Raw genomic sequence first — 15,571 nt, 5'->3', positions numbered from 1 at the left:
ATGCTGCCTATTGCTTTGGTAAATAGTCTTTGTCCGTTGAAGATTATTTACAATTTTAACGGATAGTTAAGCTTAAAACCAACTGAAAAAGCATTTATACTTTGGTTGGTTATCGCATGAACTGGCAGAAATCATTATCTTATATTAAGAATATTCCTCCAATAATAGGTGTATTCTATTTAGAAATTATGTCGGCCGTGATGGTGGCTGTTCTGTATTTATGATTCTATCAAAACCTAACGTCCTCAATGGTGTTCTCAGGGCCTATTTTAATATTTCTGGCGGATTAGTCACTGGTGAAAACACTACCAATGGCCGCAGTTTTTACCAGCTTTTGAACTTCTAAACGGCTTTAGTTAAATTAATAAAGCGAAGCAAACATTTTCTTTGTTGCCAGGCACTAAAAATCCTGCTTCGAAGGCTTATTCTTACCTGTAATTTTTCAGAACCGGTATTTTTAGATACTGATTTGAAATATAGGTAAAAAAGCTCTCAGAGCAGGATTTGTCTAAAATAATGCTATGGTTCCGGTATTTACCGGTTGTTTACTTTTTCACTTTGGTATTTGCTTTTACTTCATCGGGGTCGTAGGGATTTATCTCCGGCACTACCGGGTGGGTATACGAACGAATCAGCACAATTAAGCCTATAATTATTAGCGGCACACTCAATAACTGCCCAATGTTCAGCCCAATGGTTTGGAGTAAGAAGTCTTCTTTATCTACCTGGTTTTCTTTCAGGAACTCGTAAAGGAGCCGCAGGGTAAATAAAATGAATACAAACAACCCGAATATACGGCCGCGCGGGGTAGCGGCTTTTAACCGGCTCCAGAGGAAATAAAGCCCTAAGAATAACAAAAAGCTGGAAATGGATTCGTAAAGCTGGGCCGGATGCCGGGGCACCTGCGGGAATTCGAAATTACGGACGAATATAAAAGCCCAGGGTACATCGGTGGCCTTGCCTACTATTTCGGAATTAAACAAATTGCCCAACCGGATCAAAGCGCCGCCCAATGCCACCACAATTACAATGCGGTCCAGTACCCACAAATAATCAAACTTATATTTTCGGGCGTACAGGTAAAGCGCTAATAATATACCCACGGTAGCGCCATGACTGGCCAAGCCTCCCTCCCATATTTTTAAAATCCGGATGGGATCTTTTAGATATACTTCAGGTTCGTAAAACAAACAGTGGCCCAGGCGGGCACCCACAACGGTACCCACAATCATATACAGTGTAATTACGTCTACCCATTTCTCCCGGACGCCTTCGGCTTTATAAATGCGGGTTAATATTATTTGTCCGAAAACAAAGCCTAACGCAAAAAGCAACCCGTACCAACGCAGGGCCACACTGCCAAAAATTGGCAGCGTAAAGCGAAAGATTTCGTCAGATACGTCCCAGGTAATATAATTTAGAACAGCCATAGTTAATTGTGTAAAAACCAAAATTACGATTTTGTAGGGAGTACACAACAACTGCCTTTTTATAAACAGACAAAGCCCCCATCTCAGATAAGGGCTTTGTCTGTACTTAACATATAATTTTAGCTATTTACTTCAAAAAATCTAATTCTTCTTGAAAACCGCCGCTTAATATCGGGAAGCGCAACCAACTCCGGGGGTCCAGGTTGTAATCATCGAGGTGAAAGGCGGGCGCATAGCGTTCCCGTTTCCACTGGTTCCGCGACCAAAGGGTATAAAACCGACGGATGTGCATTTTCAGTAAGTCGTCGGGTTCGGTGCCGCGCATTTTTTCATAAACCTGCTGCGGCGATAAGCGGTCGTAAAATGCGTGCCGTTCGATCTGGTTTAAAATGGGGTAAGGCATTAAATCTTTTTCATCGGTTTGGGCTTGCTCAGCAGGGCGCAATTCAGCAGTCGGTTGCAAATTATTTACGTACTGCAGGCCTTCGTAACCCAGTTCACGCTGTGCCCATACGAGCCACTGCCGCAAAAAAGCTTTATCTACGCCAGCCAGCGGCGAAATGCTTCCGGCCGTGTCACCGTCCATGGTGGCGTAACCAACAGCGGCTTCGCTGCGGTTAGAGGTAGAAATAAGCAAGGAACCGGTTAAGTTAGCCAGCATCCAGATAACCGGGGCCCGTACGCGCGCCTGAATATTTTGCAAGGTAACGTCGTCGGTTTCCCAGGTCAGCTTACGGCCGATAGATTTTTCGATTTTATTTGTATAACCAGCCACTTCATCGTCGATAAACCAGTTATAAAAAGTAGCGCCCAAACTTTTAGCCAGGCCTTCGGCCGATTGGAAAGTATCTTCGGAAGAGTTGCGGGACGCCTGATAGGCACAAATGAGCAAACGTCCGCAAAGCGCTTTTACCTGAGCGTCTTCCGCTAAGTTTTTAAGTTCAGCAATTTCTTCTGGTTTAAAAAAGCCCAGCCGGTCCGTAAATTCATCTAAGCCAATTTCGCAGATTGCCCGCCGGATCATTTCGACTACTGCTACGGCGCACATCGAAGAATCGGCGCCGCCGCTGAGCGATAACACAAAGCCCCGGCTCCGGCTCTTGCGCAAATAATCGAACAACGCCAGGCTCAATGCCGCTATTAATTCTTTTGATTCGTCAATTTCACCTAAACCAGCCATTTGCTCAGCCGGCGGTAAAGGATTGATAAAATCTACCGCGGCGGCTTCCATATCTACCCGTTTAAAGCTGAGTAAATTATTCCGGAGCACGAGGTTACCGTTTTGGGCAATTAATATTTCGCCGTCGTAAATCATGCGGCCGGCCTCGTTGCCCAGCAGGTTTACGTACAAATAAGCGCAGTTAAATTTTTTAGAGGCATTCAGCACCAGCTTATAGCGCAAATCCGTTTTGCTCATGGCAAAGTGGCTGGCACTAGGGTTGATTATTAACTGCACCCCTTTTTCTAAATGCCGAACGGCCGGCCGGTCGGTATCGGGCCGCCAGGCATCTTCGCAAATTTCAAAAGCGTATTTTACGTCCTGCTCTTCGTACACAATATCGCCGATTTGGTAAGTATGCCCGCCCATCTGAAATTCGAGGATTTCGTTAGCCGGCCACGACGAAAACCAGCGAGGCTCGTAGTGTACGCCATCGTTGGCCAGAAATTGCTTGGCCGTAAACCCTATAATTTCGCGGTTTCGGATAACGCAGGCAGTGTTAAAGACCTGGCCAAACACCCGTACGGGTAAGCCCACACAAACCGTTAATCCACTGCACCATTCTTTTACTTCGAGTAATTTCCCGAAAGCCATTTCGGGCAGCCAAGGGCTTAAAAACAAATCTTCGCAACCGTACCCGGTAATGCAAAGCTCGGGTAAACACAATATATCTACCTGCTGTTGCTGCGCCTGGGTGATGGCAGTTTTAATATTCTGGAGATTATTTTCCCAATCGAGCGGGGTCTGGTTCAAGGCGGCGCCTGCCAGTTTTAAAGAAGTTTGCATAAGCTTATAAAAAAAGGAAAAACCTGATTTTAATGTGCGTATACGCAAGGCACACCAATCCAGCCGAAATTACGCAACCTGGAGTAAGGTTAAACTTTTTTCGGCCGCTGCCTGTTCGGCTTTCTTTTTAGAGTAACCCGTGCCGGTAGTAATCGGTTTATCGTCGATGGTTACTTCGGCGGTAAATTCGGTGGTACTGCCCGATTGCTTTTGCTGCACAATTTCGAACCGGATATTTTTATTCTGGCTTTGGGCCCACTCTATTAATTTACTTTTGAAATTAACGGTGGTATTTAATAAGGTGTGGAAATCGAAATGCGGCTTAATGAGTTTATCCAGGATAAACTTTTTGGTGGTTTTGTAACCCTTATCTAAATAAATGGCACCTACCAAAGCCTCCAGCGCATTACCGTTAATCGATTTAAACCGGGTATTGTGGTTTTGCTGGTCTATTTTTACCAGCGTATTCAGGCCAATTTTTACGGCAATATGGTTCAGCGACTCGCGGTTTACAATCCGGGATCGGATTTCGGTCAGGAAACCTTCGTCTTTGTAAGGAAATTTTTTAAACAGAAACTCGGCCACCACCGCTCCCAGAATAGAATCCCCTAAAAATTCGAGCCGCTCGTTGGTTTCCTGCTTCCCCGATTGGTTTTGTTTCGCAAAAGAGGTATGGGTAAGGGCAAGGGTATAGAGGTAAACATTATCCGGCGTAATGTTTGTAACGTTGGTAATGGCTTTAATGAAAGCCCGGTCTTTGTGTAATAATTTATTAAAGAGTGTAAACACCAACTTAACAGGATAACTTCTACTCCGTTACCCGGCGGAATATTACCGAGGTATTATGTCCGCCAAACCCAAAAGTATTACTTAAGGCCACATTTACTTCGCGGGCCTGCGCCTTATTAAACGTAAAATTTAATTTTGGGTCGAAACTTTCATCGTCGGTAAAATGATTGATGGTAGGTGGCACCATGTTGTTCTGGATAGACAAGATGGCCGCTACAGACTCTATGGCACCAGCCGCACCCAGCAAGTGGCCGGTCATGGATTTGGTAGAGCTGATGTTTAATTTATAGGCGTGTTCGCCAAAAACTTCCTGTATCGCTTTGGCTTCGCTTAAATCGCCCAATGGCGTAGAAGTACCGTGTACATTTATGTAATCTACTTCTTCCGGATCTATGCGGGCATCGCGGATTACATTTTTCATTACGTTTAAAGCGCCTAATCCTTCCGGATGCGGAGCGGTAATGTGGTAAGCATCGGCACTCATGCCGCCGCCAATAATTTCGGCGTAAATTTTAGCACCCCGGGCTTTGGCGTGTTCGTATTCTTCCAGCACAATGGCCGCCGAACCTTCGCCCAATACAAAACCATCGCGGTCTTTATCGAAGGGGCGGGAGGCAGTGGCTGGAGAATCGTTGCGTTCGGATAAAGCTTTTAAAGCATTAAAACCTCCCACACCGGCTTCGGTTACAGCGGCTTCCGAACCGCCACTTACAATTACATCGGCCATTCCTAACCGGATGTAATTAAAAGAGTCGATTAAAGCATTGGTTGCTGAAGCACAAGCCGATACCGTTACGAAATTAGGGCCCCGGAAACCATATTTTATGGAAATATGCCCGGCACTAATATCGGCGATCATTTTGGGAATAAAGAAAGGATTGAAGCGTGGGGTACCATCGCCGTGGGCGAAAGCCACGCATTCTTCCTGAAAGGTGCGCAAGCCCCCTATGCCGGAACCCCAGATTACCCCAATACGGTCCGGATCAAGTCCATTCTGCAACAGGTTGGCATCTACTACGGCCTGTTCGGCAGTAACCATGGCAAACTGCGAGAAAAGGTCCATTTTACGCGCCTCTTTTCTATCGAAATAGTTTTCGGCGTTATATCCTTTTACTTCGCAGGCAAATTGAGTTTTAAATTTACTGGCGTCAAATCGTGTAATAGGCGCGGCACCACTCACCCCGTTAACTAAACCATTCCAGTATTCTGAAACGGTGTTACCAATCGGGGTGAGTGCGCCAAGGCCAGTAATTACAACTCTCTTAAGCTCCATAAGCTAGCACAGAGGGTGGAAAATAGGAAAAGTGATGAACAGAAAAAATAATTTTGGAAGAATTACTATTTAGCGTGCTCTTCCAGGTAGCTGATGGCCTGACCAACGGTGCCAATGTTTTCAGCCTGATCATCGGGAATTGAAACGTTGAATTCTTTTTCAAATTCCATAATAAGTTCTACGGTATCCAAAGAATCGGCACCTAAGTCATTGGTAAAGCTGGCCTCCGGAGTTACTTCTGATTCTTCAACACCTAATTTATCGATGATAATAGCTTTAACTTTTTCTGCGATTTCTGACATTTTCTTTATTTTTTTGAAATACTGTGCAAATTAAGAGATTTAAAAACACAATGTCAAAAAAATTTATGCAGATAACTTTGTGGATAAATGTTTTCCTGCTTGGGTGAAGCAAGTAATACAAAGGCTGCTTATTTTTAGCGTCCCGTTCAAATCCATTAGGCTTTCACCTTTTAATCTATCCTTTATATGAAAACATTTAAGCTGGAAGTAGAATACGATTATGATTTTGACATATTTGGTTTGGTTTCTTCCAGTAAAGAACATAAACTTGCATGGGCATTGAATAAATGCTTTAGAATAAGACTAATCAAACAGCAAGACTTAAAGTACGACTTTTTTAATAAAGGCCGCCTCGTGATATCAAACTACCTGCACGCCACCGAACACAGTACTTTCAGACTTATCCGCAACAAATCCGTAGACCTTAGCACGTTAAAAAAACCTTTTCTGGTACCCGATATTAAAGAATATGATTATATCATTCAGATTTCCGGCGCGCTCAGCAATTGCCAGCAGGAATTCCTGAATCGCTTTAAACTGGTACCATTAGTACAATACGTAAAAAAATTCGACCCAAATTCCTTTCAATTTAAGGAAAACCTGATGTTTTAATATTTTATGGAAGTAGCATTTAATAAGACCAAAATTATAGCCACGGTTGGCCCGGCCAGCAACAATTACGACATGCTTTCGGCTCTGATTAAAGAAGGCGTTGATGTATTCCGGCTTAATTTTTCGCATGGCAAACACGAAGACCACCGCCAAGTTGTAGAAATGGTGCGCCAGCTGAACCAAGAGATGGGCACCCATATTTGCCTGATGCAGGATTTACAAGGCCCCAAAATCAGACTGGGTGATGTAGAAAACGGCCAGGTAGAAATTAAAGCCGGCGATCAGATAAAACTGGTTTGCGATAACTCGGTAAGTACCGCCACCCGCTTATCTACTATTTACATGGATTTGGCCCGGGATGTAAATGTGGGCGATGCTATCCTGATTGACGATGGCAAAATTGAGCTGCGGGTGTTGGCCACTGATAAAGACAAAGAAGTAGATGTGGTGGTAATTTACGGTGGTCCGGTAAAACCCCGTAAAGGCATTAATTTACCCGATACTTCAGTTTCGGCCCCCTCGCTAACCGATAAGGATGTTGAAGATTTACATTTTGGTTTAGACAACGATGTAGAATGGGTTGCCTTATCGTTTGTGCGCAAAGCCCAGGATATAGCCGATATAAAGCGGATTATTAAAGAGCGGGGCAAGAACACCCTGGTGGTGGCAAAAATTGAGAAACCCGAAGCCATCCGGAATATCGACGAAATTATCTCGGCTACCGATGCCATTATGGTGGCCCGCGGCGACTTAGGCGTAGAAATAAAAGCGGAGGACGTACCCATGCTGCAAAAGATGATGGTAGAGAAATGCAACAAAGCTGGCAAACCCGTAATTATTGCTACCCAAATGATGGAAAGCATGATTACCAACGCCCGCCCTACCCGCGCCGAAACCAACGACGTGGCCAACGCGGTATTTGATGGAGCCGATGCCGTAATGTTAAGTGCTGAGACTGCTGCTGGTTCTTACCCCCTGGAAACCATCCGGAGCATGAGCCGCACCATTGCCTCGGTAGAAGCTAACGGCGAAGTGTACCACAAAATAGTAAAACCTAAGCCTAATGTAGAGTCCTTCTTCAGTAAAACGGTTATTTCTAATGCCTGTGCCCTGGCCCGCGATACCGAAGCAACTGCTGTGGTGTGCATGACCCGTTCAGGTTATACGGCTTTCCATACGGCTAAACACCGCCCCAAGGCGCATATATTTGTATTTACCGATAATCTTAGGTTAGTAAACCAACTGAATATGGTTTGGGGTATCCGTACCTATTATTATGATAAGGAAGTAACCTCTACCGATAATTTGATTGCCGATTTCCGGTCGATATTAACCAAAGACGGTCATGTGATGGATGGAAATGTGGTGGTAAATATTACCAGTATGCCGGCCACCGACCGCACTAGCGCCAATACCATTAAGCTAAGCCGTAAATAATATCGCTGATTTTAATGATTAATTAGATTGCCCTGATTTCATATTTTAGAGATAAAAAAGCCGGTAAATATTTACCGGCTTTTTTATTGCTCTTCTCTGAACAAAATTAAAATATGCTACCACTGGCATCTAAAGTACTTGCGTATTGGCGCAGTTCGCCTGAGCTTTAGGCATAAAAAAAGCCTTACCCAAAGGCAAGGCTACTGATTATAAAAAAACAGGAAAATCTCTTTAAATTGGCTAGGCCAAATTTTTAAATAAAAAGCCGCAATACATTAAGCAGCAGTTGCCAGCGCATTAATGTGCTTAGCCAATTTAGATTTGTTGTTGGCCGCTTTATTTTTATGAATAATGTTGCGTTTTGCTAAACGGTCCAGCATAGAAGAAACTTTTTTGAAAAGTTCCTGGGCTTCGGCCTTATCAGTAGTACCTTTTAATTTTTTAATAAATGTACGGGTAGTTTTAGCCTGGTATCTGTTTAACACCCGCTTAGCGTCGTTAGCTCTGATTCTTTTTAATGCCGACTTGTGATTAGCCATGATTTATATTATAAATATTTTTTATTCTTTTTCTGAATGAGGTGCAAATTTATAGCTTTTCCTAAAGCTTTCCAAACATAAAGCTAAAATTTCTACGGTATTTATACCTAAGCCGCTCCCGCTCGTTCGTAAACCTTTTTTCTGACAAACTTTGTTATTAGCGTAAGCAGAATAATTTGTTATAAATATAAACTTACAACGGCTGCCAAAGCAACTATCTTTGCGGCGAAACTTATTTTAGCATGCCTGTATTACATTCCGGATACCGGGGCGGACCATTTTACTTTTTCAACCGGCACGTAGAAACCATTGTTCCCAGTTTATTCCGGCAGGAAAAAAGCGTATTGTACCGCCGAGAGCGCATCGAAACGCCCGATCATGATTTTCTGGACCTGGACTGGGCCGAAAAAGGTTACCGCCGGTTAGCTATAATCTCCCATGGCCTGGAAGGCAGCAGCGACCGCCCGTATGTAAAAGGCATGGCGAAACAAATGCATAAAATAGGCCTGGACGCCCTGGCCTGGAATTTCCGGAGTTGCAGCGGCGAACCGAACAAGCTCCTTCGCTCCTACCACATGGGCGCTACCGATGACTTGCACACGGTAGTAGAATATGCTTTAAAAACCGGCAAGTACCATGAAGTGTATTTAGTTGGCTTTAGCATGGGCGGCAATATTACCCTGCACTACCTGGGCCAGCAGCCCGAACTCGTACCGGAACAGGTTAAAGCCGCAGCGGCTTTTTCGGTACCCTGCCATATTATTACTGCCTCCGCCCAAATGGCGCGTCCGGAAAACCGGGTGTATATGCAACGGTTCTTAAAAACCCTGCGCCAAAAAATAACAGATAAACTTACACTGCTGCCCGAAGGCATTACCCTGGACGGTTACGATAAACTAAAAACTTTTCCGCAGTTCGACGACCGCTATACGGCGCCTATTCATGGTTTTAAAAACGCCGAGGATTATTATAACCGTTGCAGTTCGCGGCAATATTTGCCATCCATTAAAATTCCTACCTTGTTGGTTAATGCTCAAAACGATCCGTTTTTATCGCCGGAATGTTTCCCGGTAACTGAAGCGGAACAAAACCCCAATTTATTTCTGGAAATGCCGCTGCATGGCGGACACGTAGGGTTTGCCGAAGATTTCCGTAAAAATATTTACTATTCTGAAAAACGGACCGCCGAATTTTTTACTTCTATTATAAGCAAATAAAAATTTACAGCAGACCAAACTAGTTGAGGGCCACTAAAACTTTAGGTTTTCGTCTCAGGAAAATTAGCTTCAACTAAAGTTTAAACTGGAAAGAAACCCGTAACCCGAATTTTTTTACGGCCGGATCATTCAGATAAGTTAAACGGTGTATCGCATCTACGCGTAGTACCCGGAATATATTTTCGATGCCATAACCCACTTCTGCATATGGGCCGTTATTTAAGGATTTAAAAGAATCCGGGGCCATGTTATCCGAACCGTTGGGTACGATTAAGTTTAAATTTTCTTTACTCAAGTGGCCGTACAGCACGTTAGAGGTAGCCAGCAACCGCCATTTTAGTTTTTTTATCAGCGGCAGGCTATTCAGCAGCAAACCTTCAAAATATTGTTCGTAGTGCATCGACGCGTAAGTGTCGCTGGCAAACTCAAAATTATTCATCAGGTTAAAAGTTTGCACGTAGTAAAACGGCGTTTGGTTACCCAAGTGCATCTCCAGCAACGGATACGGTACCGGGGTAAACACTTTGCCGGCCTCCAGGCGGTAATTAGCCTTGCCCAGCCGCCCCATTACAAACGTTTGGGTTATACCGGCGTCTACCCGCTGGTAGTCTACCGTAGAGCCCAGGAAATTTTTCAGGCCCAGGGTGTATTTAAAGGAAACTACCGGCCACTTGCCGTTGCCCAAGCTAATCCGGTCATTATCATTCGTTACTTTTACTTCATTGTTGGCATAGCGGGTTAAAAAGCTAAGTTCGGTGGTCGTAAAGTTTTTGGTGGGTACCGGCTGATTATCGGCTCCCTGGTTATAGAACGCAAAGTCGTACAAGGGCTGAAATTCGCGGTTAGACAGCGTGATGCGCTGGGTTACGCCCCGGGAAATATCCCGCTGCAGGTAGGCACTGGTTTCTTTGGTAAAAATAGGCCGTCGCAAATCGCCGAACCGTGAAAAGCCCATCAGGAACGGACTGGCCGCTAGTTTCTCCGACATAAAGCCCACCCGCTGCACATCTTCGCGACGCGAAAAGCCTACTTCGCTCCAATGCTTGCGCGTAATAATATACCGCACATTGGTACCGTATTTTAATTTCTGATCGAGCGTGCCATAAGCTGCGTAGCCGCTAAATTCCCATTTTTTACTAAAATAAATATTGGTTTTAAAGCCACCCTGAAAACGGTGACCTTCCAGATCGTTATGGGCATATAAATAAGGATACGGACCAAGACTGAGCTTGCCTACCCTTAAATATCCGGTAGCCAGCACCGTGGCCAGTTTGGTAAAGCGGGCCATTCGCGGCGAATTTTTAATGGAATCTACCACCGTATACAAGCGCTGGTCGGCTACACTTAAAGAATCGTGCCGGTTAGCTTCCCAAAAGCTTTCGGAGTTAGCAGCGGCTGTTGGGGCTATTTGGATGGGTTCATTAAAAAAGCTCAGCTTTTGCGGGTTATTTACTTTTATTCCCTTAGCCGAAGTATTAATATCTACCAGAATTCCTGGCCGGGTTTCGTTCAGCGGAACAAATTTCATGTGGATGCGGGTTTTTACCGGCATCCAGGCGCCAGCCTCGGTAGGCAGTTCTTCCTGCACCAAATGCACCCCCTCCACAAAATTTATATTTGCCGACTTACTAATGGCAGCATCTATTTTCCGGATGGCAAATGTTTCTTCGTCAATCCACAAGTATCCATTAAAGGCCAGGTCCTGCGCTCTTTTCTGGTTAAATTTTATTTTATAACACCAATTATCCCCTACAAAAAGGCTATCCTCCAACTCATATTCGTAAGAACCTTTCCAGCCATCCGCAATCGGGCTGATAAAATCTTTCCGCAGCACACTTACCCAGTTCTGGTAAAAATTGTATTCCTGGTAACTGTTACCAATTACCTGCGATACCAAACTGCCATCCTGCAAACCAATGCCCGAAACTTTGGTGGCTTTAACCAATTCCTTCGTTTTCCGGGGATCGCGGTTGTAGTAATAATCCGATAAGCCCTCCGAAATAAAAAACGGCATTACCTTTTTACCATCCTGGCTGGTTACAAATAATTGGGTATCTACGAGGGTTGTAACCGCCGACCGCAAGCTTATTTTACCTTTTTTCTGGAGGAGGTTATCGGCCTGAAACTGCATACGGGTATAGGCCTCGTATTGGTAGGCGGTTAGCTTACGCTTATCGTTCTTCTTTTTATGAGCCATTACCTGTCGCATAATCCGGATGGCCGGATTTTCCTCGGGCCGGATTAATATTTCGTTCAGGCTAACGCTGGTTAAACCTAAATCAAAGTTAATTACCTGATTGGCAACACCCTTTTTAACAAACTTCGACTGGTTTTTGTACCCCACAAAAGAAGCAGTAAGCGAATCGGGCAAATTAGAAAGTTTTATACGATAGCTTCCATTCTCATCGGTAGAGGTACCAATAGTTGTATTTTTTATATATATACTTACAAATGGCAAAGCTTCGCCGGTGCGGGCATCCGTAACTTTTCCGGAAATTTGGTTTTGTGCCAGGGCAGAAACCACCGTAAAAGATAATAAAAATATTAGGAGGCTTTTCATATATCAGGCTAATAGAAATGCAAATATCTTGTAAATAATACAATTATGCACTAATAAGGCTGTTAATTTTGTATTTCGATTTCTATTTAGCTGTAAGTAAAATATTTGCACTGGTCATATGCTAACGTCTTTATCCAATATTGGATAAAAGTCAGGTTTTTAGTTCCACCAGGTAGAGCTAAAAACCTTGCAAATGGTTGCACGCAGTTTAAAAGAATTTACTTTTTTCTCTGTCCGTTTTTGGGCAGGCGTTTGGCGTAAGGTAGTGCGGTATTTTTCTTTAGGTGGGAAAACGGGCTCCGGAGCATCCGGGTTAAAGAGAAAAAATATTTCTTTTTCCATAGTTGTAATAGTTTAGATTGGTGATTCAAAGGTATACTATGGAGAAAGCGAAAAAATATTTATTCTACCGAAAAGAGACTTTATTTATTTAAAATTACCTGTTGTAAATTATTAGTAATCAAATAATTAATCGTAATTAATCTGACTTTATCTTATTTTAAAATTATATCTTTTTCGCCTGATTTTAGCCTAAATAAGTATTAATTTAAATGAAAATAGCTGTACCGGCGGGTGTATTTACCTTAAAAATGGGTAACGGGTACAAAAACTACTTTCTTCGTTTCGAAAAATTCCTCTTCAAAATAATCTTTTAAATCGTGTACTTGGGTAACCAAACCCGATTCCGCAATTTCCCCGGTTAAATCTCCACCTTTTAGGTAATAAAGGCCGTGTAAATCATCGGTAGGTTGTTTAAAGCTGTTATGAATCCAGGTATAAAATTCGCCGAGTTGGGCTACGGCGCGGCTTACCACAAAATCATACTTCTCCGTAACCTGTTCGGCCCGGCTCTGGGTGGCTTTCACGTTGTATAAATGCAGTGCCTGGGCAATTTCACGCACAACGGTTATTTTTTTGCCAATAGAATCAACCAGATGAAACTTTACTTCCGGGAACAGAATAGCCAAGGGTAAGCCAGGCAAACCACCGCCCGTACCCACATCCATTACTGCACTACCGGCCGGGAACTGTACTACTTTGGCAATACCCAGCGAATGCAGAATATGGTGGAGGCCAATCTGATCCATGTCTTTCCGCGAAATAACGTTTATTTTCAGGTTCCAGTCGCGCAGCAGTTGTTCTAACTGGTTAAACTGGTTTTCCTGACGGGTGGTAATATCCGGAAAATATTGCCTAACAAGGGTGGCAGCCTGAACAGTCATGTTATTTTAATTAATGTGCTAGTTATTTAAGGTGCAAATGCAGGAATGTGCTAATGTACTGATTGGGCAATTTATTAAATCGGGAATAAGTTTAAGAGACTTTATTTATGTACCCGTAGTTAATATTTTGCTTCCTGAAAACAAGTTAAATTTAGATGAATGAGAATTTTGTTCATTTAATTGTTTAGCCGGACCTAACAGAATAAATATTAGGTTACATCCGCAAATAACGGGCGAAGGTAAAAAATAAGCCCCGGTACCTGAACAGCAACGGGGCTTATTTTTAATATTTTCCTAAAATTTCTTTTATCTAAAGAAAGAACAAACAACTAAGCACTAATAATTTTAGTCTAAATTAAGTGCTTCTTGTTTTTAACCATGTCGTAGAGCAACTCGCGGGCGCGGTGCAGTTGGGCTTTTACAGTGCCAAGCGGTGCATTCAGTTCAGTAGCAATTTCTTCGTACGATAATTCATCGAAATAACGCAACGTTACCAGGCGCTGGTATTTATCGGGCAGCTTGCTAACGATAAACTGCATAATCTGGATTTTCTGGTTCTTAATAGCGCTTTCCTGCGGGTTCAGGTTCAGGTCTTTAAAATCAATATTTATCTCGTCGCCGTTATCTATTTTAATGGCCGAGTCGATGCTCATGGTTTTGATTTTATTTTTCCGGATAAAGTCGATACAGTTGTTCGTGGCAATCCGGAAAAGCCAGGTACTAAAAGCATATTCCGGGTTAAACTTATGCAGGTTCCGGAAGGCCTTGGCAAAAGCCTCAATGGTTAAATCTTCGGCATCGTCGGGGTTGCGCACCATTTTAAGCACCACGTGGTAAACGGGTTTTTTGTATATGTTCATCAGCTCCGCGTAGGCTTTTTCGTCGCCCTCCTCTACTGCCGCCTGAATAAGTTTAAAATCGTGTTTCGCTTTAGCAGAAAATTGTTTATTGTTTATTTCCATCTTACTTTATTAAGAATTAATACAGAGGCCCCCAGCATCAGGTAGTTCAAAAAGTAAACCAAATCGAGCACGGGCAAGAGAAAAACCGATAAAGGCTCTTTTATTTTTTGGGCTAACAAAACATATACAAAGTATACAACGATACTCCGTAGGGTAAAAAGTATGCCAAGGAAGATTAAATTATCCGGCACAAACAAAAGAAAAATAGCGGTTAAATAAAAGAAAATATTAGATAACATAAAGATCCCTACCCGCAATTTTTCAGCCAGTTTGTAATAACGGCCCACATTCAGGTGCCGCCGCTTCTGAATAACCCATTCTGAATACGTTTGTTTGGGAATACTTTCGGTCTGACTTTCTTTACTAATAGCTATGTTTACTTTGTGCCGCAAGGCAGCGTCTTGTACAAATAAATCATCGTCTCCTCCTAAGATATTTATGTGTGAGGTAAATCCATTACTTTCATAGAAACATTTTTTAGTATAAGAGAGGTTCCGGCCTACGCCCATATAAGCCCTGCCCTTTACACTAAAAGACAGATACTGAATTGCAGATAACAAGGTTTCAAATCGGATTAAATGATTTAAAAACCCTGGTTTTTTCCTATACGGTGAGTAGCCCAGCACCATCTCCACACCACTGGTAAAACCCGACATTATTTCACCTATCCAATTGTTACTCAAAGTCATACAATCGGCATCGGTAAACAATAAATATTCAAACCGGGCCAAACCTACTCCTTGGGTAAGTGCATATTTTTTCTGATTTATTGTTCCATCCGTATTTTCAATTTTAATATACCGGAAATTACGGAACTTATTTTGGGTTTCTGCCAAATAATCTGTTGTGCCATCCGTAGATCTATCATCTACCACAATTATTTCAAACACAGGATATTGCTGGGAAAGTACAGCGGGCAGCAGGCGCTGCAAATTATAAAGTTCGTTGTGGGCAGCAATTATTACGGAAACGGGCTTGGGCGACTGTTCCGGATCGGCTAACGGCGGGGTATAAAAATAAAACGGCAGAAAATAATAAAACACGTACCCCCACTGAATGAGCACACATACACAAAGCAGGAAATACAAAACACCAGTGGCCAAAAGATATTCCGGAATAAGCGCGTAATATTAGCTTATTTTTACCGATAATAGGTTGGTTATAGGAATAAACGGGTGCCGGTTCGGCAAATTAAATATTTAGCCGTAATTTTGCCTGTTAT

Annotated in this window: 14 protein-coding genes; 3 read left to right on the top strand and 11 right to left on the bottom strand. The window is 43.0% G+C overall.

Annotated features, from left to right (window positions below; genetic code table 11):
* Nucleotides 1-545: 545 nt before the first annotated feature.
* The 5 genes from lgt to AAE02nite_RS22780 form a co-directional block, all read right to left on the bottom strand.
* The gene (lgt, locus tag AAE02nite_RS22800; protein WP_146903791.1) at nucleotides 546-1,430 is read right to left on the bottom strand and encodes a prolipoprotein diacylglyceryl transferase; all 885 of its coding nucleotides are present in this window, start codon (nucleotides 1,428-1,430) and stop codon (nucleotides 546-548) included.
* A 127-nt stretch (nucleotides 1,431-1,557) separates the two neighbouring features.
* The gene (nadE, locus tag AAE02nite_RS22795; protein WP_146903788.1) at nucleotides 1,558-3,435 is read right to left on the bottom strand and encodes an NAD(+) synthase; all 1,878 of its coding nucleotides are present in this window, start codon (nucleotides 3,433-3,435) and stop codon (nucleotides 1,558-1,560) included.
* A 69-nt stretch (nucleotides 3,436-3,504) separates the two neighbouring features.
* Nucleotides 3,505-4,224: a ribonuclease III gene (rnc, locus tag AAE02nite_RS22790; protein ID WP_246151223.1), complete on the bottom strand. Its 720-nt coding sequence runs from the start codon at nucleotides 4,222-4,224 to the stop codon at nucleotides 3,505-3,507.
* A 19-nt stretch (nucleotides 4,225-4,243) separates the two neighbouring features.
* Nucleotides 4,244-5,497, bottom strand: a complete 1,254-nt coding sequence (gene fabF / locus AAE02nite_RS22785; protein WP_146903784.1) for a beta-ketoacyl-ACP synthase II — start codon at nucleotides 5,495-5,497, stop codon at nucleotides 4,244-4,246.
* A gap of 65 nt (nucleotides 5,498-5,562) precedes the next feature.
* Entirely contained in the window at nucleotides 5,563-5,799 is a 237-nt protein-coding gene (locus tag AAE02nite_RS22780; RefSeq protein ID WP_026462992.1) for an acyl carrier protein, read from the bottom strand.
* Between the two features lie 186 nt (nucleotides 5,800-5,985).
* Here AAE02nite_RS22780 and AAE02nite_RS22775 point away from each other — a divergent pair, with 186 nt between their 5' ends.
* Both AAE02nite_RS22775 and pyk read left to right on the top strand, forming a co-directional pair.
* A complete protein-coding gene (locus AAE02nite_RS22775; RefSeq protein WP_146903781.1) occupies nucleotides 5,986-6,411 on the top strand; it encodes an IPExxxVDY family protein in 426 nt (141 codons plus the stop codon).
* 6 nt (nucleotides 6,412-6,417) lie between these two features.
* Nucleotides 6,418-7,848 carry a pyruvate kinase gene (gene pyk, locus AAE02nite_RS22770; RefSeq protein WP_146903777.1) on the top strand — a complete coding sequence of 477 codons (1,431 nt, stop codon included), beginning with the start codon at nucleotides 6,418-6,420 and terminating at the stop codon, nucleotides 7,846-7,848.
* Between the two features lie 275 nt (nucleotides 7,849-8,123).
* On the opposite strand, the gene rpsT is transcribed toward pyk, so the two are convergent.
* On the bottom strand, nucleotides 8,124-8,387 hold the full coding sequence (gene rpsT, locus AAE02nite_RS22765; RefSeq protein WP_146903774.1) for a 30S ribosomal protein S20: 264 nt from the start codon (nucleotides 8,385-8,387) through the stop codon (nucleotides 8,124-8,126).
* Between the two features lie 242 nt (nucleotides 8,388-8,629).
* On the opposite strand from rpsT, the gene AAE02nite_RS22760 reads away from it, so the two are divergent.
* The gene (locus AAE02nite_RS22760; protein ID WP_146903772.1) at nucleotides 8,630-9,604 is read left to right on the top strand and encodes a YheT family hydrolase; all 975 of its coding nucleotides are present in this window, start codon (nucleotides 8,630-8,632) and stop codon (nucleotides 9,602-9,604) included.
* Nucleotides 9,605-9,677: 73 nt separating this feature from the next.
* Here AAE02nite_RS22760 and AAE02nite_RS22755 read toward each other — a convergent pair whose 3' ends face one another.
* The 5 genes from AAE02nite_RS22755 to AAE02nite_RS22735 form a co-directional block, all read right to left on the bottom strand.
* A complete protein-coding gene (locus AAE02nite_RS22755) occupies nucleotides 9,678-12,164 on the bottom strand; it encodes a DUF5686 and carboxypeptidase-like regulatory domain-containing protein (protein WP_146903768.1) in 2,487 nt (828 codons plus the stop codon).
* A gap of 159 nt (nucleotides 12,165-12,323) precedes the next feature.
* Nucleotides 12,324-12,506, bottom strand: a complete 183-nt coding sequence (locus AAE02nite_RS22750; RefSeq protein WP_146903765.1) for a hypothetical protein — start codon at nucleotides 12,504-12,506, stop codon at nucleotides 12,324-12,326.
* A 242-nt stretch (nucleotides 12,507-12,748) separates the two neighbouring features.
* Nucleotides 12,749-13,387 (bottom strand): 16S rRNA (guanine(527)-N(7))-methyltransferase RsmG, encoded by a 639-nt coding sequence (gene rsmG, locus AAE02nite_RS22745; protein WP_146903762.1) that lies wholly within the window; start codon nucleotides 13,385-13,387, stop codon nucleotides 12,749-12,751.
* Nucleotides 13,388-13,737: 350 nt separating this feature from the next.
* Nucleotides 13,738-14,349, bottom strand: a complete 612-nt coding sequence (locus tag AAE02nite_RS22740) for an RNA polymerase sigma factor (protein ID WP_146903759.1) — start codon at nucleotides 14,347-14,349, stop codon at nucleotides 13,738-13,740.
* Nucleotides 14,340-15,452 (bottom strand): glycosyltransferase, encoded by a 1,113-nt coding sequence (locus AAE02nite_RS22735; RefSeq protein WP_170252669.1) that lies wholly within the window; start codon nucleotides 15,450-15,452, stop codon nucleotides 14,340-14,342. The genes AAE02nite_RS22740 and AAE02nite_RS22735 overlap by 10 nt, the downstream gene beginning before the upstream one ends.
* Nucleotides 15,453-15,571 lie beyond the last annotated feature (119 nt).

This window comes from Adhaeribacter aerolatus, assembly GCF_007991635.1.
Classification (GTDB): Bacteria; Bacteroidota; Bacteroidia; order Cytophagales; family Hymenobacteraceae; genus Adhaeribacter; species Adhaeribacter aerolatus.
The sequence above is the reverse complement of the archived record's forward strand: the minus strand, read 5'-3'. Positions and strand labels throughout refer to the sequence as shown.